Annotated in this window: 15 protein-coding genes; 5 read left to right on the top strand and 10 right to left on the bottom strand. The window is 69.7% G+C overall.

Translation table 11 applies throughout. The features are described from left to right. The first annotated feature begins 169 nt into the window (after positions 1-169). The 3 genes from IPJ17_07220 to ytxJ all read left to right on the top strand — a co-directional run bounded on the left by IPJ17_07220 (position 170) and on the right by ytxJ (position 3,297). Positions 170-2,275 (top strand): patatin-like phospholipase family protein, encoded by a 2,106-nt coding sequence (locus IPJ17_07220; protein ID QQR76112.1) that lies wholly within the window; start codon positions 170-172, stop codon positions 2,273-2,275. A gap of 84 nt (positions 2,276-2,359) precedes the next feature. Next, positions 2,360-2,791, top strand: a complete 432-nt coding sequence (locus tag IPJ17_07215) for a ferritin-like domain-containing protein (protein QQR75357.1) — start codon at positions 2,360-2,362, stop codon at positions 2,789-2,791. Between the two features lie 161 nt (positions 2,792-2,952). Beyond that, positions 2,953-3,297: a bacillithiol system redox-active protein YtxJ gene (gene ytxJ / locus IPJ17_07210; GenBank protein ID QQR75356.1), complete on the top strand. Its 345-nt coding sequence runs from the start codon at positions 2,953-2,955 to the stop codon at positions 3,295-3,297. Between the two features lie 19 nt (positions 3,298-3,316). Here the strand turns inward: ytxJ and IPJ17_07205 are convergent, their stop codons facing one another. After that, positions 3,317-5,134, bottom strand: a complete 1,818-nt coding sequence (locus tag IPJ17_07205) for a serine hydrolase (protein ID QQR75355.1) — start codon at positions 5,132-5,134, stop codon at positions 3,317-3,319. Positions 5,135-5,138: 4 nt separating this feature from the next. Next, on the bottom strand, positions 5,139-6,182 hold the full coding sequence (locus IPJ17_07200) for a D-cysteine desulfhydrase family protein (protein ID QQR75354.1): 1,044 nt from the start codon (positions 6,180-6,182) through the stop codon (positions 5,139-5,141). 154 nt (positions 6,183-6,336) lie between these two features. On the opposite strand from IPJ17_07200, the gene IPJ17_07195 reads away from it, so the two are divergent. Then, entirely contained in the window at positions 6,337-8,049 is a 1,713-nt protein-coding gene (locus IPJ17_07195) for an RDD family protein (protein QQR75353.1), read from the top strand. A 296-nt stretch (positions 8,050-8,345) separates the two neighbouring features. On the opposite strand, the gene IPJ17_07190 is transcribed toward IPJ17_07195, so the two are convergent. Beyond that, the gene (locus tag IPJ17_07190; protein ID QQR75352.1) at positions 8,346-8,801 is read right to left on the bottom strand and encodes a hypothetical protein; all 456 of its coding nucleotides are present in this window, start codon (positions 8,799-8,801) and stop codon (positions 8,346-8,348) included. Positions 8,802-9,049: 248 nt separating this feature from the next. On the opposite strand from IPJ17_07190, the gene IPJ17_07185 reads away from it, so the two are divergent. Further along, positions 9,050-9,586 carry a hypothetical protein gene (locus IPJ17_07185; protein ID QQR75351.1) on the top strand — a complete coding sequence of 179 codons (537 nt, stop codon included), beginning with the start codon at positions 9,050-9,052 and terminating at the stop codon, positions 9,584-9,586. Between the two features lie 84 nt (positions 9,587-9,670). On the opposite strand, the gene IPJ17_07180 is transcribed toward IPJ17_07185, so the two are convergent. The 7 genes from IPJ17_07180 to IPJ17_07150 all read right to left on the bottom strand — a co-directional run bounded on the left by IPJ17_07180 (position 9,671) and on the right by IPJ17_07150 (position 18,442). Next, positions 9,671-10,309: a DUF1851 domain-containing protein gene (locus IPJ17_07180; protein ID QQR75350.1), complete on the bottom strand. Its 639-nt coding sequence runs from the start codon at positions 10,307-10,309 to the stop codon at positions 9,671-9,673. A 706-nt stretch (positions 10,310-11,015) separates the two neighbouring features. Beyond that, a complete protein-coding gene (locus IPJ17_07175; protein QQR75349.1) occupies positions 11,016-13,349 on the bottom strand; it encodes a DEAD/DEAH box helicase family protein in 2,334 nt (777 codons plus the stop codon). Beyond that, positions 13,346-13,663: a type II toxin-antitoxin system RelE/ParE family toxin gene (locus IPJ17_07170; GenBank protein ID QQR75348.1), complete on the bottom strand. Its 318-nt coding sequence runs from the start codon at positions 13,661-13,663 to the stop codon at positions 13,346-13,348. The genes IPJ17_07175 and IPJ17_07170 overlap by 4 nt, the downstream gene beginning before the upstream one ends. Continuing rightward, positions 13,660-13,905 carry a ribbon-helix-helix protein, CopG family gene (locus IPJ17_07165; GenBank protein QQR75347.1) on the bottom strand — a complete coding sequence of 82 codons (246 nt, stop codon included), beginning with the start codon at positions 13,903-13,905 and terminating at the stop codon, positions 13,660-13,662. The genes IPJ17_07170 and IPJ17_07165 overlap by 4 nt, the downstream gene beginning before the upstream one ends. Positions 13,906-14,035: 130 nt before the next feature. Then, positions 14,036-15,322 (bottom strand): restriction endonuclease subunit S, encoded by a 1,287-nt coding sequence (locus tag IPJ17_07160; GenBank protein ID QQR75346.1) that lies wholly within the window; start codon positions 15,320-15,322, stop codon positions 14,036-14,038. 8 nt (positions 15,323-15,330) lie between these two features. Next, entirely contained in the window at positions 15,331-16,785 is a 1,455-nt protein-coding gene (locus IPJ17_07155) for an N-6 DNA methylase (GenBank protein ID QQR75345.1), read from the bottom strand. Positions 16,786-16,906: 121 nt separating this feature from the next. Beyond that, entirely contained in the window at positions 16,907-18,442 is a 1,536-nt protein-coding gene (locus IPJ17_07150; GenBank protein QQR75344.1) for an FG-GAP repeat protein, read from the bottom strand. Positions 18,443-18,663 lie beyond the last annotated feature (221 nt).

Here is an 18,663-nt window from a genome sequence, read left to right as displayed (position 1 = left end):
GTAGACTGACGCGCGATGGGCCCCACCCTCGTCGCCCGCCCCGCGTCCCGGGCGCGGCGGTCCATTCCCCGGGCGCTGCTGGTGACGCTGCTGCTCGGGGGCACCGCGGTCGCCGGGGAGGCACCCCCCGGCCGCCGTCCCCCCGACCGCACCGCGGCCCCGCGTCGGCCTGGTCCTCTCCGGTGGCGGCGGCCGGGGCGCGGCGCACCTCGGGGTGCTCAAGGTCCTGGAGGAGCTGCACGTGCCGGTGGACTTCGTGGTCGGCACCTCGATGGGCGCGATCGTCGGCGGCCTCTGGGCCTCGGGTCTGACCGCCGCCGAGATCGAGGAGCGGATCGCCGGCCTCGACTGGGCGCAGGCGTTCGCCGACAAGCCGCCGCGCGAGATGCTCGCCTTCCGGCGACGCCAGGACGACGACGGCCTGTTCATGAGGCCCCGGATCGGCCTGCAACACGGCAGGGCGACCCTGCCGCTCGGCCTCGTCCAGGGCCAGCGCCTCGGGCCGCTGCTGCGCGCCATGACCCTCCACGTCGCCACCGTCGACAACTTCGACCTCCTCCCGGTGCCCTTCCGTGCCGTGGCCACCGACATCGTCAGCGGCGAGGAGGTGGTGATCGGCAGCGGCGATCTGGTCTCGGCGCTCCGCGCCAGAATGGCGGTGCCGGGGGTCTTCGCCCCGGTGACGCGCGGCGACCGGCTGCTGATCGACGGCGGCGTGGCCAACAACCTGCCGGTCGACGTGGCGCGCCGGGCGGGAGCGGAGATCATCGTGGCGGTCGACGTCTCGGCCCGGCCGGTCACGCGGCAGGAGCTCGGCTCGGCGGTGGGGATCGGCGACCAGATGCTGACCATCCTGATGCGCCACTCGACCAACCGGCAGCTCGCCTCGCTCGGGGCCCGCGACGTCGCCCTCCTGCCCGAGCTCGGCGAGCTGCGCTCGACCGACTTCGCGGCAGCGGCCGACGCCATCGCCCTGGGCGAAGCGGGAGCGCGGGCCCGCAGCGACGCCCTCGCCCCGCTCGCGGTATCGCCGGCGGCCTGGGCCGCCTGGTCGGCGCGCAAGGCGCAGCGCAGCACCTCGCCGCCGGAGCTCGAGGAGATCCGCCTCGCCCACGACACCCGGCTCGACACCGCCCTGCTGTCGCGCCGCATGACGGTGCGGCCCGGCAAGCTCTTCGACCGCGCCCAGGTCGAACGCGACCTCGAACGGCTCTACGGGCTCGACCTCTTCGAGAAGGTGGGCTACGAGCTGCTCCCCGGCGAGCGCCACGGCGTGGTGCTGGACATCGTGGCGCAGCGCAAGAGCCGGGGGACGAGCTACCTGCGCTTCGGGCTCGGGCTCGCCGACGACCTGCAGGGCGACACCGCCTGGAGCCTCGGGTTGCGGCTCAACGTCCTCGAGCTGTCGCCGCTGGGGGCCGAGTGGCGCACCGACCTGCGCATCGGCGACGACCAGCTGCTGCGCTCGGAGCTCTACCTGCCGGTCTCGCTGGGCCGCTTCTTCTTCGCGCCCCGCCTCGAGGTGCGGCGCGAGGACGTGCCGATCTCGGCGCAGGGTGACGTCGTCGCGCTCTTCCGGCGCACCTCCACCTCGGGAGCGCTCGACCTCGGCCAGGAGCTGGGCGAGTGGGGCGAGGCGCGGCTCGGCATCGAGCGCGAGAGCGGCGACCTGCGCTCGCGGGTGGTGACCGCCCAGCGGAGCGGGGAGGAGTTCGACGACGCCCGCCTCTACCTGCGGCTCCTCGCCGACACCTTCGATTCGGTCGCCTTCCCGCGCCGCGGCGCCCGCGGCTTCCTCGAGCTCTCGCGCTCGCTCACCGCGCTCGGCGCCGACAGCGACGCCGAGGTCGCCGCGGGCAGCCTGATGCTCGCCGGGAGCCACGGCCGGCACACCCTCTACGGCGGCCTCGCCGGCGGCTCGACGCTCTCCTCCGAGCCGCCGCCCGAGCTCTTCTCGCTCGGCGGCTTCCTCAACCTCTCGGGGACCGTGCCGGAGAGCCTCTACGGCCGCCACTTCGCCCTCGCGCGGTTGGTGTACTACCGCCAGACCGGCGGCAAGCTCTCGCGGATCTTCGCGCTGCCGCTCTACCTCGGGGCCTCGCTCGAGACGGGCAACGTCTGGCTCGATCGCGACCAGGCCGGCGTCGACGACCTGGTCACCGCCGGCAGCCTGTTCGTCGGGCTCGACACCTTCCTCGGCCCGGTCTACCTCGCCTACGGCCGCACCGACGCCGGCGAGGACCGCTGGTACTTCGCGCTCGGCGCGCCGTTCTGAGCCGAACGGGGCCCGGCCGCGTATGATTTGCACGAGGGGCTGCGGACCCGCCCCCGAACCCGGACCCGATCCCAGGAGGACAGCGTGGCCAAGACGAAGAGGAAGGAGCTCGTCGACGGGCTCAACGAGGATCTCGCCCACGAGTACGCCGCGATCATCACCTACCGCACCTACGCCAGCGAGGTGAAGGGCCCCTGGCGCCAGGAGCTGCGCAACTTCTTCGCCGCCGAGATCCCGGACGAGATGCTGCACGCCCAGATGCTGTGCGACAAGATCGTCGCCCTCGGCGGCGACCCGGCGACCGTCCCCGCACCGGTGAAGCAGGCCCGGGACGAGCGGCAGATGCTGATCAACGCCCTCGCCGACGAGAAGGCGACGATTGCGCGCTACATCAAGCGGCGCAAGCAGGCCGAGGCGCTCGAGGAGTTCGGCCTGGTCGTTGAGCTCGACAACCTCATCGCCGACGAGACGAAGCACCGCGACGAGCTCGAGTTGATGCTCGCGCGCTGGGAGTAGACGGCCCCATCCGGCGTCGCCGACCTCGCGGTGACCCGCCTCGAGGGACGCCACAGGGCGGGCGCCGGCAGCGGGTCTGACAGCCGCCGTAGGCGCCTCGCGCGCCATCTCCTCGGTCGTTGCCCGAGCCGGGCGCCGCCGGCGGGCGTTAGACTCGCGGCATGTCCGATCGCAACCTCGCGACTCCCGGAGCCCTCGACGCCGCGCTCGCCGAGCCCCTGGCGGTCGTCTACAAACACAGCCCCATCTGCCCGGTCTCGTTCCGCGCCGAGCGCGAGGTCGAGCGCTTCGCCAGCGAGCACCCGCAGGTCCCGGTCTACCGTGTCGACGTGGTCGGCGACCGCCCGGTCGCGCGGGCGATCGCCGTGCGTCTCGGCATCCGGCACGAGTCGCCCCAGGCGATCCTGCTCTGCTCCGGAAGCCCCGTCTGGCACGACGCGCACGGCGGAGTGACGGCCGCGGCGCTGGCGCGCGCGTGCCGGGAGGCCGCCGCTCCCGCGAGCTGAGGCGGGGCCGCGCGTCGTCTCAGAGGTCGCCGACGGCGGCGACGAGGCGGGTCCACAGCTCCCCGCCGCCGAGGCTGTTGGTCAACACCACGAGGCCCGAGCGCCGCGGCGGCGAGAACTGGCTGAAGCTGCGAAAGCCCGTCCGGTTGGCACCGCTGTGGTGGTAGATCGTGCCGCCCGCCGTGCGGTTGAGCGACCAGCCGAGCCCCCATGCCACCGCTGTCCCCTGCGCCGCACCGGGCCGCTCGATCGGGTCGCGGGCGTCGAGCTCGACCTGCCCGCGCAGCATCTCGCGCGCCGTGCGACGCTCGAGAAGCGGCGTGCCCGACTCCGCCGACTCGAGCATCGCGACGAGCAGCCGCGCGTACTCCTCGGCGCTGGTGTAGAGCGTGTAGGCGGCGTTCGGGTGCGTGTACCGGGAGCGGGTGAGGAAGGCGCCCTCGGCCGTGTGCCCGCTTGCCAGTCGGGCCTCGACCGTCTCGTTCCAGACGAAGCTCGAGCCGGTGAGACCGAGCGGCGTGAAGAGCTCGCGACGGGCGAGCAGATCGAGCGGCAGTCCGGTCCGCTCCTCGACCACGCGCTGAAGGTAGAAGATCCCCTCGCCGGAGTAGCTGAAGCGGCTCCCTGGCGCGAAGAGCAGCGGCAGCGGACCCTCGCGCTCCTCGTCGCCCGGCCGCCAGTTCGGCAGACCGCTGGTGTGCGCGAGCGTCATCCGCGCGGTGATCCGCCGGCGCTCCGGGAGGTCCGGCACCGCCCGCTCGCGCGACAGCTCGACGAGCGGCCGGTCGAGCGGCAGCGCTCCGCGCTCGACGAGCCGCATGGCGATCATCGCGAAGACCGGCTTGCTCATCGACGCGGCTTCGAAGAGCGTCTCGCGCTCGACCGGCGCACCGCTCGCCACGTCGCGCACGCCAAAGCTCTTCTGCCAGGCGACGCGCCCCTCGTCGATCAGCGCGATCGCCACCCCCGGCACGTGATGCTCCGCCATCAGCTGCGGTACCAGCCGTTCGATCGTCGCGACGACCTCGTCGCGCCCCGGCGGCCGAGCGTGCCAGGACGGGGAGATCCGCCCGATCGCCGTGCGCACCGCACGCCGCACCGCCTCGTCGGGATCGGACAGCGCGGCGACGAGCGACGGCAGCACCTCGCCGGCGGGCGGACCGATCTCGCCGAGCGCCGTCGCCGCCATCCCGCGCACGACGGCGCTCCCGTCGGCGAGGGTGCGGGCGAGCGCCGCGACGGCCGGCGCGGCGCGCGAACCGAGCCGACCGAGGGCGATCGCCGCCGATTGGCGGACGCCCTCCCGCGGGTCGGCCAACGCCTCGCCGAGCGCCGGCACGCTCGCCGCCCCGATCCTGCCGAGCGCCACCGCCGCCGCACCGCCGAGGTAGGGGTCCTCGTCGGCGAAGGCGGCGACGAGCGCTGGGACCGCTGCGCTCGCCGGCGGACCGCACCGTCCGAGCGCCTCGGCCGCGGCCTCGCGCACCAGCGGCTCGGGGTCGGCGAGGCGGGCGGTGAGCGCCGGCAGGACGGAAAGCACCGCCGTTCGCCCGTCGCTCCCCGCCGCGGCGATCCACCCGAGGGCGCGCACCGCCCCCTGCCGCACCCCTGCCGGCGCCGCGTCGCTGGCCACGACGAGCGCCGGCACGGCCGCGGTGCCGCAGGTGCCGAGGGCGGTCGCCGCGGCGAAGCGCGTCTCGGCCGCGTGGTCATCGAGCGCAGTGTCGAGAGCGGCGACGAGCGCGGCGATCCGCGACGGCTCGCAGGCCTCCGCCGCGGCGTTCGAGAGAAGGGCGAAGAGGAGGGACAGGCCGGCCTGCCGGACGCGTCGCGTCATCGTTTCACCGTCCGCGGCGAGGGATGCGGGTGATCGCCGCCACCTCCGACGGAGGCGACGCGAAGGCGAAGACGATCGGCAGGCCACCGGTGTGGACGAAGAGGGTCGGCACCGCCGGGTCGAGCACGCCGCGACGAACGAGACCGAGCAGACCGCTCATCGACTTGCCGGTGTAGACCGGGTCGAGCACCAGCCCTTCGAGCCGCGCCGCGAGCTCGATCGCCTCCTGCCCGGCGTCCGTCGGCACGCCGTACTCGCCGACGTCGCGGTCGTCGCACTCGATCGCCCCTTCGGCGACCGACGCCGGGAGACCCAACCGCTCGGCCGCCTCGTCGGCGAGCTCGGCGGTGCGCTCGACAATCGCCGCGGCCGTGCGCGAGACGCTCACGCCGACCACGCGCGCGCGCGGCAGGAAGCAGCGCGCGCCGAGCCAGAGACCGGCGAAGGTGCCGCACGAGCCGACCGCGGTCACCACCTGGAGCGCGCCGTCGCCGAGCGTCCCGGCGAGCTGCCCGGCGATCTCGCGCATCGCCCGCACCGCGCCGAGAGCACCGAGCCCCGTGCTGCCGCCGATCGGCAGCGCGAACGGCCGCCGCCCTGCGGCCCGCAGCTCGTCGACCCAGGCCGCCATCGCCGCGGCGAGCGCGTCGTTGGCGTCGTCGTCGACGAGGTAGCGGATCTCGGCGCCGAAGAGCAGGTCGAGCCGCAGGTTGCCCTCGCAGGCCGCGAAGTCCGGACCGCCGAGGACGAGCTTCACCTCGAGCCCGAGCCGGCGGGCCGCCGCCGCGGTCATCGCCGCGTGGTTCGACTGGGTGCCGCCGATCGTCACCAGGAGGTCGGCGCGCTGCCGCACCGCCTCGACCAGGTCGTACTCGAGCTTGCGCGCCTTCGTCCCGCCGAGCGCCAGCCCCGTCTGGTCGTCGCGCTTGACCAGCAGCCGGGCGATGCCGGCGTGGGCACCCAGGCGCGGCAGCTCGTCGATCGGCGTCGGCAGGCGGGCGAGCGGGATGCGCTCGATCGCGTCGAGCCGCGCGGCGAGATCGCTCATCTCGCGGCGATTATGCGCGAGCGCCGACGCCCGGCGATAGCGACGGCGGTGGCCTTCGTCGCGCGGCGTCGGTGCCGCGTCCTCGGATCTCGCCGTCGTGCCGCAACGGTGCTAGCGTTTCCTCGTCGTCCGACGACCGAGAAAGGACACCCCGATGTCCACCGTGCCGCACCTCCCCGAGCCCAGCCCGGGCTACGTCTCCGCCGAGTCGAAGCGTCAGTTCACCCTCGTCGCCGGGGTGCTCGGCGCCGTCTTCTTCGTCATCCAGTTCCTCCTGCCGATCGTCGTCATGTTCGCCGTGATGCTCCCGGCGGTCACGATGCAGGGCTTGAAGATCGACGACTTCGCCCATGCCGTGCCCTGGCAGGGCGAGCTCTGGTACGTCGAGACCGCGCAGACGGCCTCCTTCGCCAAGCCGCATCCCGGGGCGACGAAGGTCACGCTGCATCACGTGCGGCTCGCCGACCTCGCGCCGGCCGGCGAGCCCGTGGCTCTCGGTCTGGAGGCCGGCGGCCCATCGCACAGCGAGGCCGCGATCGAGCTGCTGCCCGAAGGCGATCGCCTCTGGGTGATCGGCTCCGAGGACGCGGGCTACTACTCCCACGGGCAGTTCACCCGGCTCGCCGGTGCCGCGAAACCGGCGCGCGCTTCGGCGCCGTTTCTCGATCGCGGGCGGCCGACGGTGCTCGTCCGCGGTCGGCTGTCGAGCCTCGCCCGGCTGGTGGTCGACGGCGGCCACGCCGAGTGGCAGCAGGAGCCGATCGAGCTCGAGCCGCCGTCGGAGTGGGAGTCGCTCGGTCGCCTGGAGGTCGTCGACACCGGCGGCGTGCCCCACCTCGTCGCCGAAGCCTGCGAAGACGCCCGCGTCCATCAGACGGCGAGCTGCACCCTCTACCATCGCGCTCTCGATGCCCGGGAGTGGATCGCTGCCGGCGAGGCTTCGAGTTGCTGCCGGCGCTGGGGCGCGGCGGCGGTCGGCGGGGTCCCGGTGGTCGTCGTCGGCGAGGAGGGCAAGCAGGAGGCGCGGCACTTCGCCCGCCTCGTGCTCACCGCAGGCGGCGCCGAGCGCACGGCGCTTCCCGACCTCCAGGGCCTCTCGACCTGGAACGGCACCGTGCGCGGGGCGGGATCGAAGCTCCTCCTCCTCAGCCAGACCCTGCCCGGGAGTCGCAAGCTCGTCGAGCTCGACGGGGCCACGGTGGCTCGCACGGTCGCGGTGAAGGGCTCCCCCTTCCCCTTCGGCGGCGGCATGATGGTGATGATGGTCGTGCCGCAGCTCGTCCCGATGGTTCTTTCGTTGCTGCTCGCCTTCATCCTCAGCGCGCAGATGCGCAAGCATCGCGTCGAGACCTACACGGTCGGCCCCGTCACGCGGCGCTTCGCCTCGCTCTGGCAGCGCGCCTGGGCACAGGTGGTCGACGCGCTCGTCCTCGGCCTCGGACCGCTCGCGCTCTTCTACTCGATGTTCGAGACCTTCAGCGACCCCGAGCGTTTCGTCGAGGCCGACGGCTTCGAGCCGTTCCTGCGCATCTTCGCGCTGATGGCCGCGGCGATCCTCTGGTCGCTTCTCGTGCTGATCGCCTTCAGCGTCGCCGAAGGGCGCTCGGGCAAGACGCCCGGCAAGCTCCTGATGCGCATCCGCGTCCTCGGCACCGACCTCGCCCCGTGCGGTTTCTGGCGGGCGCTGGTGAGGAACCTGCTGACCTTCGTCGACGGCTTCTTCAACTTCCTCGTCGGCGTGCTGCTCGTCGCGCTCACCGACAACTGGCAGCGCCTGGGCGATCTCGCCGCACGGACGCTGGTGGTCACCGACGACGATCGCCCGCCGTCCGGGATGCCGTCCGGAATGCCACCCGACCCACGCTGAACGGCGCGACGGCGCGCGGCACGAGCGCGAGCATCGCTCCATCGGCGAGGTGCAGGTCGAGGACGCTGGGTTGCACGAAAGGAACTGCCGGGTGCTTCTACACGACCGGAGTCCCCGTTCCCGGCGCCAGCCTTCCGGCCGCGTCGAGCGCCGCCCCACCCGCGAGCGCCATCTCGGTGCCGATCGAGCGCACGATCTCGCGCACGTCGAGCACGGAGAGCGGCAGGGCGTGCGGCGCCCCTCTCAGGTCCCGCAGCGCCGCCGCTCCTCCGCGACCCGCGCCGGGTGCCCCGTCCTCACCCGGCCACCCCAGGCCGGTTCTCGATCGACGGCGCCGGCGGGCGGCCCGCCTCGGCCGCGCGAGCCGCGTAGCGGTGGTAGCCGACCGTGCCCCGGACTCCGGCGATGAACATCAGGAGGAGGACGAGGGCCAGCGGCCAGCCGGCCGCTCCGTTCTCGACGAACAGGAGAGCCTTCTCGACGGTGAAGAGCAGCATGCCGGCGACGGCGAAAGCCCGGGAGTAGCGCCGGATCCCCCACGCGATCACGGCGAAGAAGATCGCGTCGAGGTAGGCCCAGCTGTTGATCGACAGGACGCTCGCACCCGACACGGCGGCCCACGTCGCCACCGCCGCGGTCACCGCCGCGACGATCGCCGCCGCCCAGAACCCCGATCTGGCCGCGCTCGCGGCCGACTCGAGGTCGGTGATCTCGGGCCAGAACGGGTTCTTCCGCGTCGCGCTCGGCGTCATCGCTTCCTCCCTCGCTGATCGGTCGTCGGATCCGGACGGTCCGTGAATGGCGATCGTTGGCATCGCGGCGGGGCGTGCTGTTCTTGTCGCATCGCACTGTATCGACGTTTCCTGGGACTGACAAGCCGCAGCGACGCGGCAGAGGCCCGTTGTCCGCCGTCGCACTGCCCATCGAAGTTGGCTCCGACCGCGGCGTACCACTCGAGAGGAACAGTGGCACCCGGCGCGGTGCCCGGAAGGGAGTGACGATGGATCGCAAGGAGTTCCTGAAGAGCGCCTGCGGCGCGGGGCTCTGCAGCTGCGCTTTTTCCTGGCTCGGGACGCCGGCAGCGGCGGTCGCCGCGGAGCCGTCCGCCGACGAGCAGAAGCTCGCCTTCGTGCGCTATCAACTGGCGAAGATGGTCGGCTTCCTCGCCGCGGAGGTGCCGCCGGCCACCTGTGCCTCGGTGCTCGAGAAGACCGGCCGCGAGTGCGCCAAGCTGGGCTCGCTCGTCTCGACCTTCAAGGGCAACCCCGAGGGCTACTTCGCCGCCGCGAAGCAAGCCTGGGGGACCGAGTTCACCTGGGACAAGCCGCGCGGCGTCGTCACCGTGGCCGTCGCCCCCGGCCCCTGCGGCTGCCCGCTCGTTCACCCGAAGCGCACGCCGGCCACCTGGTGCAACTGCTCGGTCGGCTACCAGAAAGAGGCCTTCGAGACCGTCTTCGGCAAACCGGTCCAGGCGACGCTCAAGGAGTCCAAGCTCGGCGGCAGCGAGCGCTGCGTCTTCGAGGTGACGGTGGCGTAGGGCGTGAGTCGGGAAGCGATTCCACGCTCCGAGGCCGGCGCGACCGAAGGGCGGCTTGATACCAAGGACCGTTGCGAACCGTCTTCAACTCGGACCCCTGAGAACTTGCAACGGTCCGAGCTCGGCGAGCAGATCGAGGTGCGGGAGGATCTCGACTTTCTCCAGGCGATCGATTCGCGCCGTTCCACCTAGGGCGAGCGCCGGCACGAAAGCGTACATCTCGCGCTCGGAAAGGGGTCCGAGCCGTTCGAGCGCGGCCGCGAAGAGGGGCGTCTCGTCCTCGCCGGCGAAGTCGGCCTGCGCAGGCTCGCGGCTGGCGAAGAACGACTCGGCCGTCAGGTGCTCCTTCCCTTGCGCGATCCAAGGCCGCGCCCAGTCGGCCGACAGCATGAATCCGTGGGCAGGGTCGATGCGCAGGCTCGGCCCGCTCGTTCTACCCCACGCCTCGAGCGCCCCGAAAGCGGTTCGCGCGATGACCTGGTACTCGTCGAGCCCCATGAGTGCCGTCGGCGCCAGGAAGCGCTCGAGGACCCCTTCGTAATCGGCCGGATCGACGAGCCAGAAGAGGCCGTCGCGATAGCCGCCGAAGCCGTGGCTCACCCAGACGTCGAGGAGCAGCTGCGGCACGCGTCCGCGGTAGCGGTCGAGATGTGTGCCTTCGACGGGTCGGGAGCAACACGGCTCTCCGAACTTCTTCAAGAAGAACTGGAAGCACTCGTTCATTGCGGTCGTTCGTCCGTTCGTTGCGGTGTGGGCCTCACCGGGTCACGGAATCCGTCCCAACTCCTGCAGCTTCGCCTCGACAGATCCACTTCGGACCGCCTCCGGGTGTTGATGTCCACGACGGCGGCTTCGACGTGGCCGGCGGTGAGATGAAGCTCAGTCCTGCTCGAATCGTCGAGGACGGGATCGCCAGCCGCAGAGTTTCCCCTTGGGCGGGCGCGCGGCGCAAGCACGAGCGGGTGCCTGGCTGGCTCCTCGACCCCAGGTTTCCGGCCGCCGCGGTTGGACGGTGCGATCCGCCAACGAGACCTGGAGCGGTCGCGGCCTCTGGCTCGCCGATGGCGAAGGTCGCCCCGTGCGCTTCGACCTCGACGGCGAGAGGCGGGCAAGCGCACCGGGCGGTGCAGGTGCCAGGCACTTTCCGAGGTCCCTCTCTCTCGCTCGGTGTTCGGTGTGACGAGGTGCCTGTTCGCTCCCCTCCCCTCGTCGTCCCGACCCACGGGAGGGACCTGGGCGGGGGGTCTCCGCCGAGATCGCACCGCTCCCGCGCGTTCCGCCCGAGTGTCTCGCTCTCGCTCGGGACGACGGGCACCGGCAGCTGCCTGGCACCCGTTTGGGCCGGCAAGCCTCCCGCACGGCGCCGGTGGTCGCCGGAGCTTCCCGCCTCGGCTCCGGAGGAGCTACCCCAATCGCGGGCTTCCGAGAATCACGCGGCCGAGGAGTCGCCGTAGAGGTACCGCTGGAACCCGGAGAAGACCTTCTTGATCTCCTCCGGCTCGCCGAGGTCGGCGACGGCGTCGGCGAGGGAGTCGTGGTACTGGAGCCTGAGCAGCGGCGTCAGCTTCTGCTGATCGAGCTCCTGGACGCCCTGGCTGACGTAGTGGGCGAGCACGAAGCCGAGGAAGACCTGCTGCTTGCTGTTGAAGCGGGTGCTGATGACCACCTTGGCCATCTCCGCCCGCTCCTCGCGGGTCAGCGGCGGGAGCGCGTAGGCGACGTGCGCCAGGACGTCGAAGAGGTCGCTCTTCTCGGCGTCGATGATGCGCTGCATCTCGGCGAGCTGCTCGCCGCCGAAGCCCTTCTCGGCGAGGCCCTGCAGGAGCTTGGCGCGCGTGTCCGGCGCGCTCCACAGGGCGCGCAGCTCGGCCTCGTCCTGGAAGAACTCCGGCAGCCTGCCGAAGAGCAGCTCGAGGAACTGCTGTGCCGACATCGGCGTGCCGTCCGGGTGCCAGAAGCTCGTCACCATCATGTGCTGGATCGACCGCGCCTTGCCGTCGGCGAGCTTCACCCGGATCTTCTGCCGCCGCGGTGCGGGCTCGGGGTCGGTCTCCTCCGGCACCGGGTCCACGTCGACCGGAAGAGGCCTGGGTTGCGGCTCGGGAACCGGCTCCGGCTCGAGCGGCTCGCCGTCCCACTCGGGGTCGCTGAAGTGGTGGTGCGCCTTCACGAAGTCGTAGATCGTGAAGTACTCCTTGCCGTCGTGGAGCCGCGTGCCGCGCCCGATGATCTGCTTGAACTCGATCATCGAGTTGATCGGCCGCATCAGGACGATGTTGCGGATGTTGCGCGCGTCGACGCCCGTCGCCAGCTTCTGCGAGGTGGTGAGAATCGTCGGGATCGTCTTCTCGTTGTCCTGGAAGTCGCGCAGGTGCTGTTCGCCGAGCTCGCCGTCGTCGGCCGTGACGCGCTGACAGTAGCTCGGGTCGGCGCTGGTCTTCGTCTGGTTGACGAGGTCGCGCACCGCGAGGGCGTGCGCCTGGGTCGCGCAGAAGACGAGCGTCTTCTCGTTCTGGCGGATCAGCTCCATGAAGATCTCGACGCGGTTGCGCTCGCGTTCGCGAATCTCGATGACCTTGTTGAAGTCCTTCTCGGTATAGCGTCTCCCGGCCTCGATCTCGCCTTCGATGAGCTGGTCGTCCGGGGTGTAGACGTAGTCGTCGAGGGTCGTCGAGATCTGCTTGACCTTGAACGGGGTGAGGAAGCCGTCGTTGATCCCCTCCTTCAGCGAGTAGCTGTAGACCGGCTCGCCGAAGTACCTGTAGGTGTCGACGTTGTCCTTGCGCTTCGGTGTGGCGGTGAGGCCGAGCTGCACCGCCGGGGCGAAGTAGTCGAGGATCTCGCGCCAGTTGCTCTCGTCGTTGGCGCCGCCGCGGTGGCATTCGTCGATGACGACGAAATCGAAGAAGTCGGGCGGGTACTCGCCGAAGTAGGGCGAGGGCTTGCCGTCCTTCGGCGGCCCGCTCATGAAGGTCTGGAAGATGGTGAAGAAGAGGCTGCCGTTCGTCGGCACCTTCCCCTTCTTGCGGATGTCGGCCGGTGCGATGCGCACCATGGCGTCTTCCGGGAAGGCGGAGAAGGCGTTGTAGGCCTGGTCGGCGAGGATGTTGCGATCGGCGAGAAAGAGGATGCGCGGTCGCCGTTCCGGCTTGCGGAGGAGGTTCCAGCGGCTGTGGAAGAGCTTCCAGGCGATCTGGAAGGCGATGAAGGTCTTGCCGGTGCCGGTGGCGAGCGTGAGGAGGATGCGCGGCTTCTCCGCCGCGATCGCTTCGAGCACGCGCTCGACGGCGATCTCCTGGTAGTAGCGGCTCGGGTGCGAGCCGCCCTTGTCCTCGAACGGGATGGCGGCGAAGCGGTCGCGCCAGGCATTGGCCTCGGCAAATGTCATCGCCCAGAGCTCGGCGGGCGACGGGTAGGCCGCGATCTCGCGCTCTTTGCCGGTCTCCATGTCGATGGCGTAGATGCCCTTGCCATTGGTGGCGTAGGTGAAGCGGATGGCGAGCTTGCCGGCGTAGTGCTTGGCCTGCGCCACGCCCTCGGTCAGCTCCTCGCCCCACGCCTTGGCCTCGATCACCGCGAGCTTGGTGTTGCGGTACTCGAGCACGTAATCCGCCATCATCGCCTTGCCGCGCCGCCCATGCCCCTCGATCCGCCCGGGTGAGATCGGATACTCCCGCCGAACCCGGCTCCCCTCGACGACGCCCCAGCCCGCCGCCTTCAGGGCAGGGTCGATGTGCTCAGCGCGGGTTTCGGCCTCGTTCATCGGGGCTCTTCCCGAAGGGTCGCCGGAAGGTCGCGGCTCATGTGAACACAGCGGATGACGTACAGGTGCTCGTCGTGCTCGACGTAGAACAGCGCATACGGGTAGCGCTGGAGCGGCAGGAAACGCAGCTGCGGAATGTTGAGGTCGAGCGCGTAGCGGGGAGAGCCGGAGCCGGGATGGGTCTCGATCTGACGAGTGGCGCGTTCGAGAGCATCGATGAATCCCCCGGCTGCTGCGGGCGCTTCGGCAAGGTAGAAGTCGAGCGCCGACTCGATGTCCGCTGCCGCCAGCGCCGAGCGAATCGCAGGCTTCACGAGGTCGGCTTGGAGACCTTCCGGGGGCGGCGGCGCAGCTCGGCGAAGTACACCCGGTCCATCCGCCCGGCGGGCGGTGCCTCGATGCCGGCGAGCAGGTACTGGCGGAACTCGACCCGATCGCGATCGCGCCGGATCAGCTCCCGCATGTACTCGCTCGAGCTCCCGTACCCCTCGTCCTGGATCCGCCGATCCACGAACGCCTTCAGTTCCTCAGGCAACGAAATGTTCATCGTCGTCACGGCGCCGACAGTAACATCCTTGCCAATTCTTGCCAATGTCGCGTCCGGCTCCCCTCGACGACACCCCAGCCCGGGGCCTTCACCCCGGGGCCAATGTGCTCGGCGCGGGTTTCGGCTTCGCTCATGAGAGTCAGTGAAGCTCCCCGACAAATGCCTGGTGCAGGAGCGACCGCTCCAACGCGCGGAGCGAAGCGAGCTTCCGTCCGTACAACTGAACAAGGTGTTGGGTCTCGGCGCGCAGAGCGCGAACCCTTGCCACAATGGAGCGCTGCTCCGGCATCGGTGGGACGTGGAGCATCACTTCCCTGGCAGTTGTGATGTTGAAGTGCTTCTGCGCCGCACCAACACTCTTCCCGAGAACAAGCTGCTTACCAAAGGAGGAATTGAAGAACGCTGCGAGGAAATGAGGGTCAATCTCCTTGCTCGGGCGGGCAATGACCAAGTCGCTACAGTTCGAGTCAGGAAGCTCAGTAGGAATAACAGCCGCTGTCCCAGGATAGCCGGTTCTCACGATTGCGAGGTCGCCTGGGCGCAGTTGGGACTTCTTGAGGGCGCGATGGAACACCTCATCGATGAACATCGAGTTGTCCATTGAGACCTCAAACGGCCGGATATTCTGTGACCGCAGAAACGGTACGCCGTTCTCCTTGTACTGCGTCTTCATCGGCCCGACATAGCCGACGGCGATCTCACGGCACAGTGATGCCAATTGTCGGTCCACCCATCCATCGCCACGCCGGGTGAAGACCGCTTGCAGGTGGCTCTCGAACAACGCCCGCGCGTTCTGGAGGTTCCTCTCGGCGTTGGCCTTGGCGATGGCGATGCCCGCGAACGCTTCATCGAGCAGGGCGACGATGCGCTGCTGTTCGGGGCGAGGCGGGTGGCAGATGTGGAACGCCTTCACTTCGGGAAAGTAGATCGTCTGATGGACCGACCCACTCGCGAAGCGAAGCAGGCCGTCTCCCTCGGCGATGAGGAGGTACTTCAGGAACCCGGGGTCGAGGTCCTTCGAACAGACCCAGTTCACGAAGTCCTGGCTCGTCGCCATCGGGCGGCCCATGACGACGACGTAGCCGACAGAGGCCGTCCGAGAAAGACAGACCGTCCCTGCCGGGAGCAGGCGTGCCGACGAGTTCTCGATGCCGAGCTTGTTGATCGTCTCCTCGGTCTCGTCGATGCGCCGGCCGTCGTGAGCCCTGGCGTCGCGAATTCCGAGCCACGGGATCGAACCGCCCCAGTACTCAGGGTGATTCCGACTCGGCGTGTGTCCCGATTCGAGTCTGGCCAGGTCGGTGAGCGCAGACCACTTCCACCCCTTGGGCGCCGGAGTCGCTGGCATCCCGACCGCGAGGGCGAGCTTCGGCGGGATGTGGCGAGTCGTCGCGGTTCGGCCGCCCGTCGCGGTCACTCGTGCCAAGCCTGCCTTCATAGAAGCGCTTTGATCTTCGCGAGCACTTTCGCGCTTTCAGCGTCCAGAGCGGCGATTTCCTTGAGAATCTCCACCGGACTGCGGTGAGAAGTCTCCTCACCACCATTCGGGTTCTTCGCGGAGAGATCGTAGCTGCCCGGGTCGAGTGCCGCCGCATCGACGTTCCAGCTCTTCGGCGAGTCCGCGAAGGTCTTCTGGAGCTCGACGAACTCGGCGAGGTCGGCGTCATTCAAGGGGTTGGTCTTGCCGAGGCTGCGGCCGGGGTCGAGCTGGTAGTACCAGATCTTGCGGGTGGGCTTGCCCTTCTCGAAGAAGAGCACGACGGTCTTCACGCCCGCGCCCTGGAAGGTGCCGCTCGGGCAGTCGAGCACCGTGTGGAGGCTGCAGCTCTCGAGCAGGAGCTTGCGCAGGCTGACCGAGGCGTTGTCGGTGTTCGACAGGAAGGTGTTCTTGATCACGATGCCGGCGCGCCCGCCGGCCTTCAGGCTCTTGATGAAGTGCTGAAGGAAGAGGAAGGCGGTCTCGCCGGTGCGAATCGGGAAGTTCTGCTGCACCTCCGGCCGCTCCTTGCCGCCGAAGGGGGGATTCGCCAGCACGACGTCGTAGCGGTCCTTCTCCTGGATGTCGGCGAGGTTCTCGGCCAGCGTGTTCGTGTGCAGGATGTTCGGCGCCTCGATGCCGTGCAGGATCATGTTCATGATCGCGATCACGTAGGCGAGCGACTTCTTCTCCTTGCCGTAGAAGGTGCGCGTCTGGAGCGTGGCGAGGTCCCGGGTGGTGAGCTTCCCCTTCCCGGTCAGGTAGACGAACGACTCGCAGAGGAAGCCCGCCGAGCCGCAGGCGCCGTCGTAGATCCGCTCGCCGATCGTCGGCTGGACCACCTGGATGATGGCGCGGATCAGCGGGCGCGGCGTGTAGTACTCGCCGCCGTTGCGCCCGGCGTTGCCCATGTTGCGGATCTTCGCTTCGTAGAGGTGCGAGAGCTCGTGCTTCTCCGTCTGGGAGCGGAACTCGAGCTCGTCGATCTGGTCGATGATCTCGCGCAAGTTGTAGCCGCTCTGGATCTTGTTCTTGATCTCCCCGAAGATCTCGCCGATCTTGTACTCGATGGTGTTCGAGCCGCTCGCCTTCTGCTTGAAGGCGTGGAGGTAGGGGAAGAGCTTGAGATTCACGAAGTCGCGCAGGTCGTCCCCGGTCTTCGCACGGTGGTGGTCGATCTCGCCGTTCTTCGCCTTCGGCGCCGCCCAGCTTTCCCAGCGGTACGGCGGGTCGAGGATAAAGGCGTACTTCCTCCCCTCGAGCTTCGCCTCGGTCGCCTTGTCCTGCTCCAGCCCGTCCAGGTACTTGAGGAAGAGGAGCCAGGACGTCTGCTCGGTGTAGTCGAGCTCCGTCGTGCAGCCGGCCTCCTTCCTCAGGATGTCGTCGACGTTCTTGAAGGCCTGCTCGAACATGGGGGCTACGATAGCTGGACGGAGGCGGCAGTTCCACCGGCGCGCAGCGGAGGTTTCGCTGCCACCCCGGGGCGTTCGACCGCGCCCCCTCCCCTCGTCGTCCCGAGCTTGCGACGTCCAGCTAGGGCGCGAAGGGGTAGGTCCAATCTCCCTGATCGCCGCGCTCGAAGCCAGTGGCAAAGAGAGCGCCGAAGAGGATCTGGACCAGACCCGCATCGGTCGCGGTCCGGTCGTGGCCAGTGATGGCAACGGCAAGGTCGGCGTTGGCGTCAGCGTCTAGATCGAGTGCGACGAGCGGCAGCCCGTAGGCCTGACCGCTGGCGCGCGGCCAGGAGGCATATCCGGCGTCAGGGACGATCGAACGAGCGGTCGCTACGGTCGCCAAGCTGACCGGTCCACGGACAACATGAGCCGCCCCGACGTAGGAGAGTGCATCGTCGGACTCGCTGGGTGCACCGATCGCCAGGTCGGCCTGAGCGTCTCCATCGAAATCGGCAATGGCGAGACCCGCACCGAACTGATCGAAGCCGTCCGACGCCTGGCCGGCCATCATGTCCTGGTTGATATCGAAGGCAAGGGCGAAAGGCGGGCCGATGGCAGCGCCCCAGAAGATCGTGACCACTCCCGCGCCGACCGGAACGGGACCTCCGACTCGCCGGTGGGGAGAGCCCACGACCAGGTCATCCGCCACGTCGCTGCCGAGTCTGCCGGAGGCGACGAACGCCCCGAAACCGTCTTCGACATCGGGTGTCAGTCCCAGGTTCCCAACCGTCAGCACGACGCTGCCCTCTCCCGTGATCCCGAGAGGTGAGCCGAACAGCACGTAGACAGCGCCGGAATGGAACTGGTCGGCGCTGTTCCGGCGGGGTACGCCCACGGCGACGTCGTCGCGCCCGTCGCCGTTGAAGTCGCCGGCGCTCAAGGCCTGGCCGAACCCTTCTCCGGCGGCCGGCAGCCCGCCCATCCCCGGCGTTGATTGGTCGATGCGGCGGGCGCTTGCCGGATCGAGCCCGGTCACCGAGCCAGGGAGAATCCAGATCGCGCCCCCGCCGCCGAGAGTGCCCACCGTCTGGTTGGGGGCGCCGATCGCCAGGTCGTCGAATCCGTCCCCATCGAAATCGCCCACGGCGAACGAGCTACCGAAGAACGACGTACTCTCGCAACTGCCAGGGAACCCTGAGCTTCCCGGCTGAAGAAAGGACTGCAGCACCGAGTGCCCCGCCGCGATGTCGTAGGCGTAGAGGTAAACGGCTCCGCACTGACTCACTCCGCCGACGTGTTCGGAGCCGATGGCAAAGGAATCCCGCCCGTCCCCGTCAAAGTCGCCAGCGGCGAGGCCCCAACCGAGATAGTCGCTGACCCCGGTGCCGACGAGGTGGTCGGAGGGCACGAGAGATCGTCCGCGGGCCAGGAAGAGCCAGACTCCGCCCTGACTTCCGGTGGCGTCGCGCGACTCCATGACCACGAGGTCCTCGCCAGCGAGTCCGTCGAAGTTCCCCGCAGCCATTGCCATCCCGAACCGATTGCCCGCGAGGCTCGGGCTCGGGGCGATGGCGAAGTTGTCGTAGGACCAGACTTGGGCCGAGAGGTCCTGAGGCACCCCGAAGAATGCGACGAGGATTGAGAGTGCCGCTAAGGTGTGAGTCTTGGTGGTCACAGTTCGGGTCCCGCCCAGTGAAGTGTCACCCCGGCAGGAAGGCAAAGCCAAGCCGGAGGGATCTTCTCGGCCACGAGTGGCCTCATCGCTACTGCCAGCGTAGCGTCACGGAGAATACACACCGCTTACGCATTCTACTCCTGGGTCGCCGGCGCCCGGTACGTTTCTCGAGTGCGAGACAGGGCCACCCCTCGTCGTCCCGACCAACGGGAGGGACCTGG

This window comes from Holophagales bacterium, from assembly GCA_016699405.1.
Classification (GTDB): domain Bacteria; phylum Acidobacteriota; class Thermoanaerobaculia; order Multivoradales; family JAGPDF01; genus JAAYLR01.
This window is presented reverse-complemented; position numbering and strand designations above follow the sequence as displayed.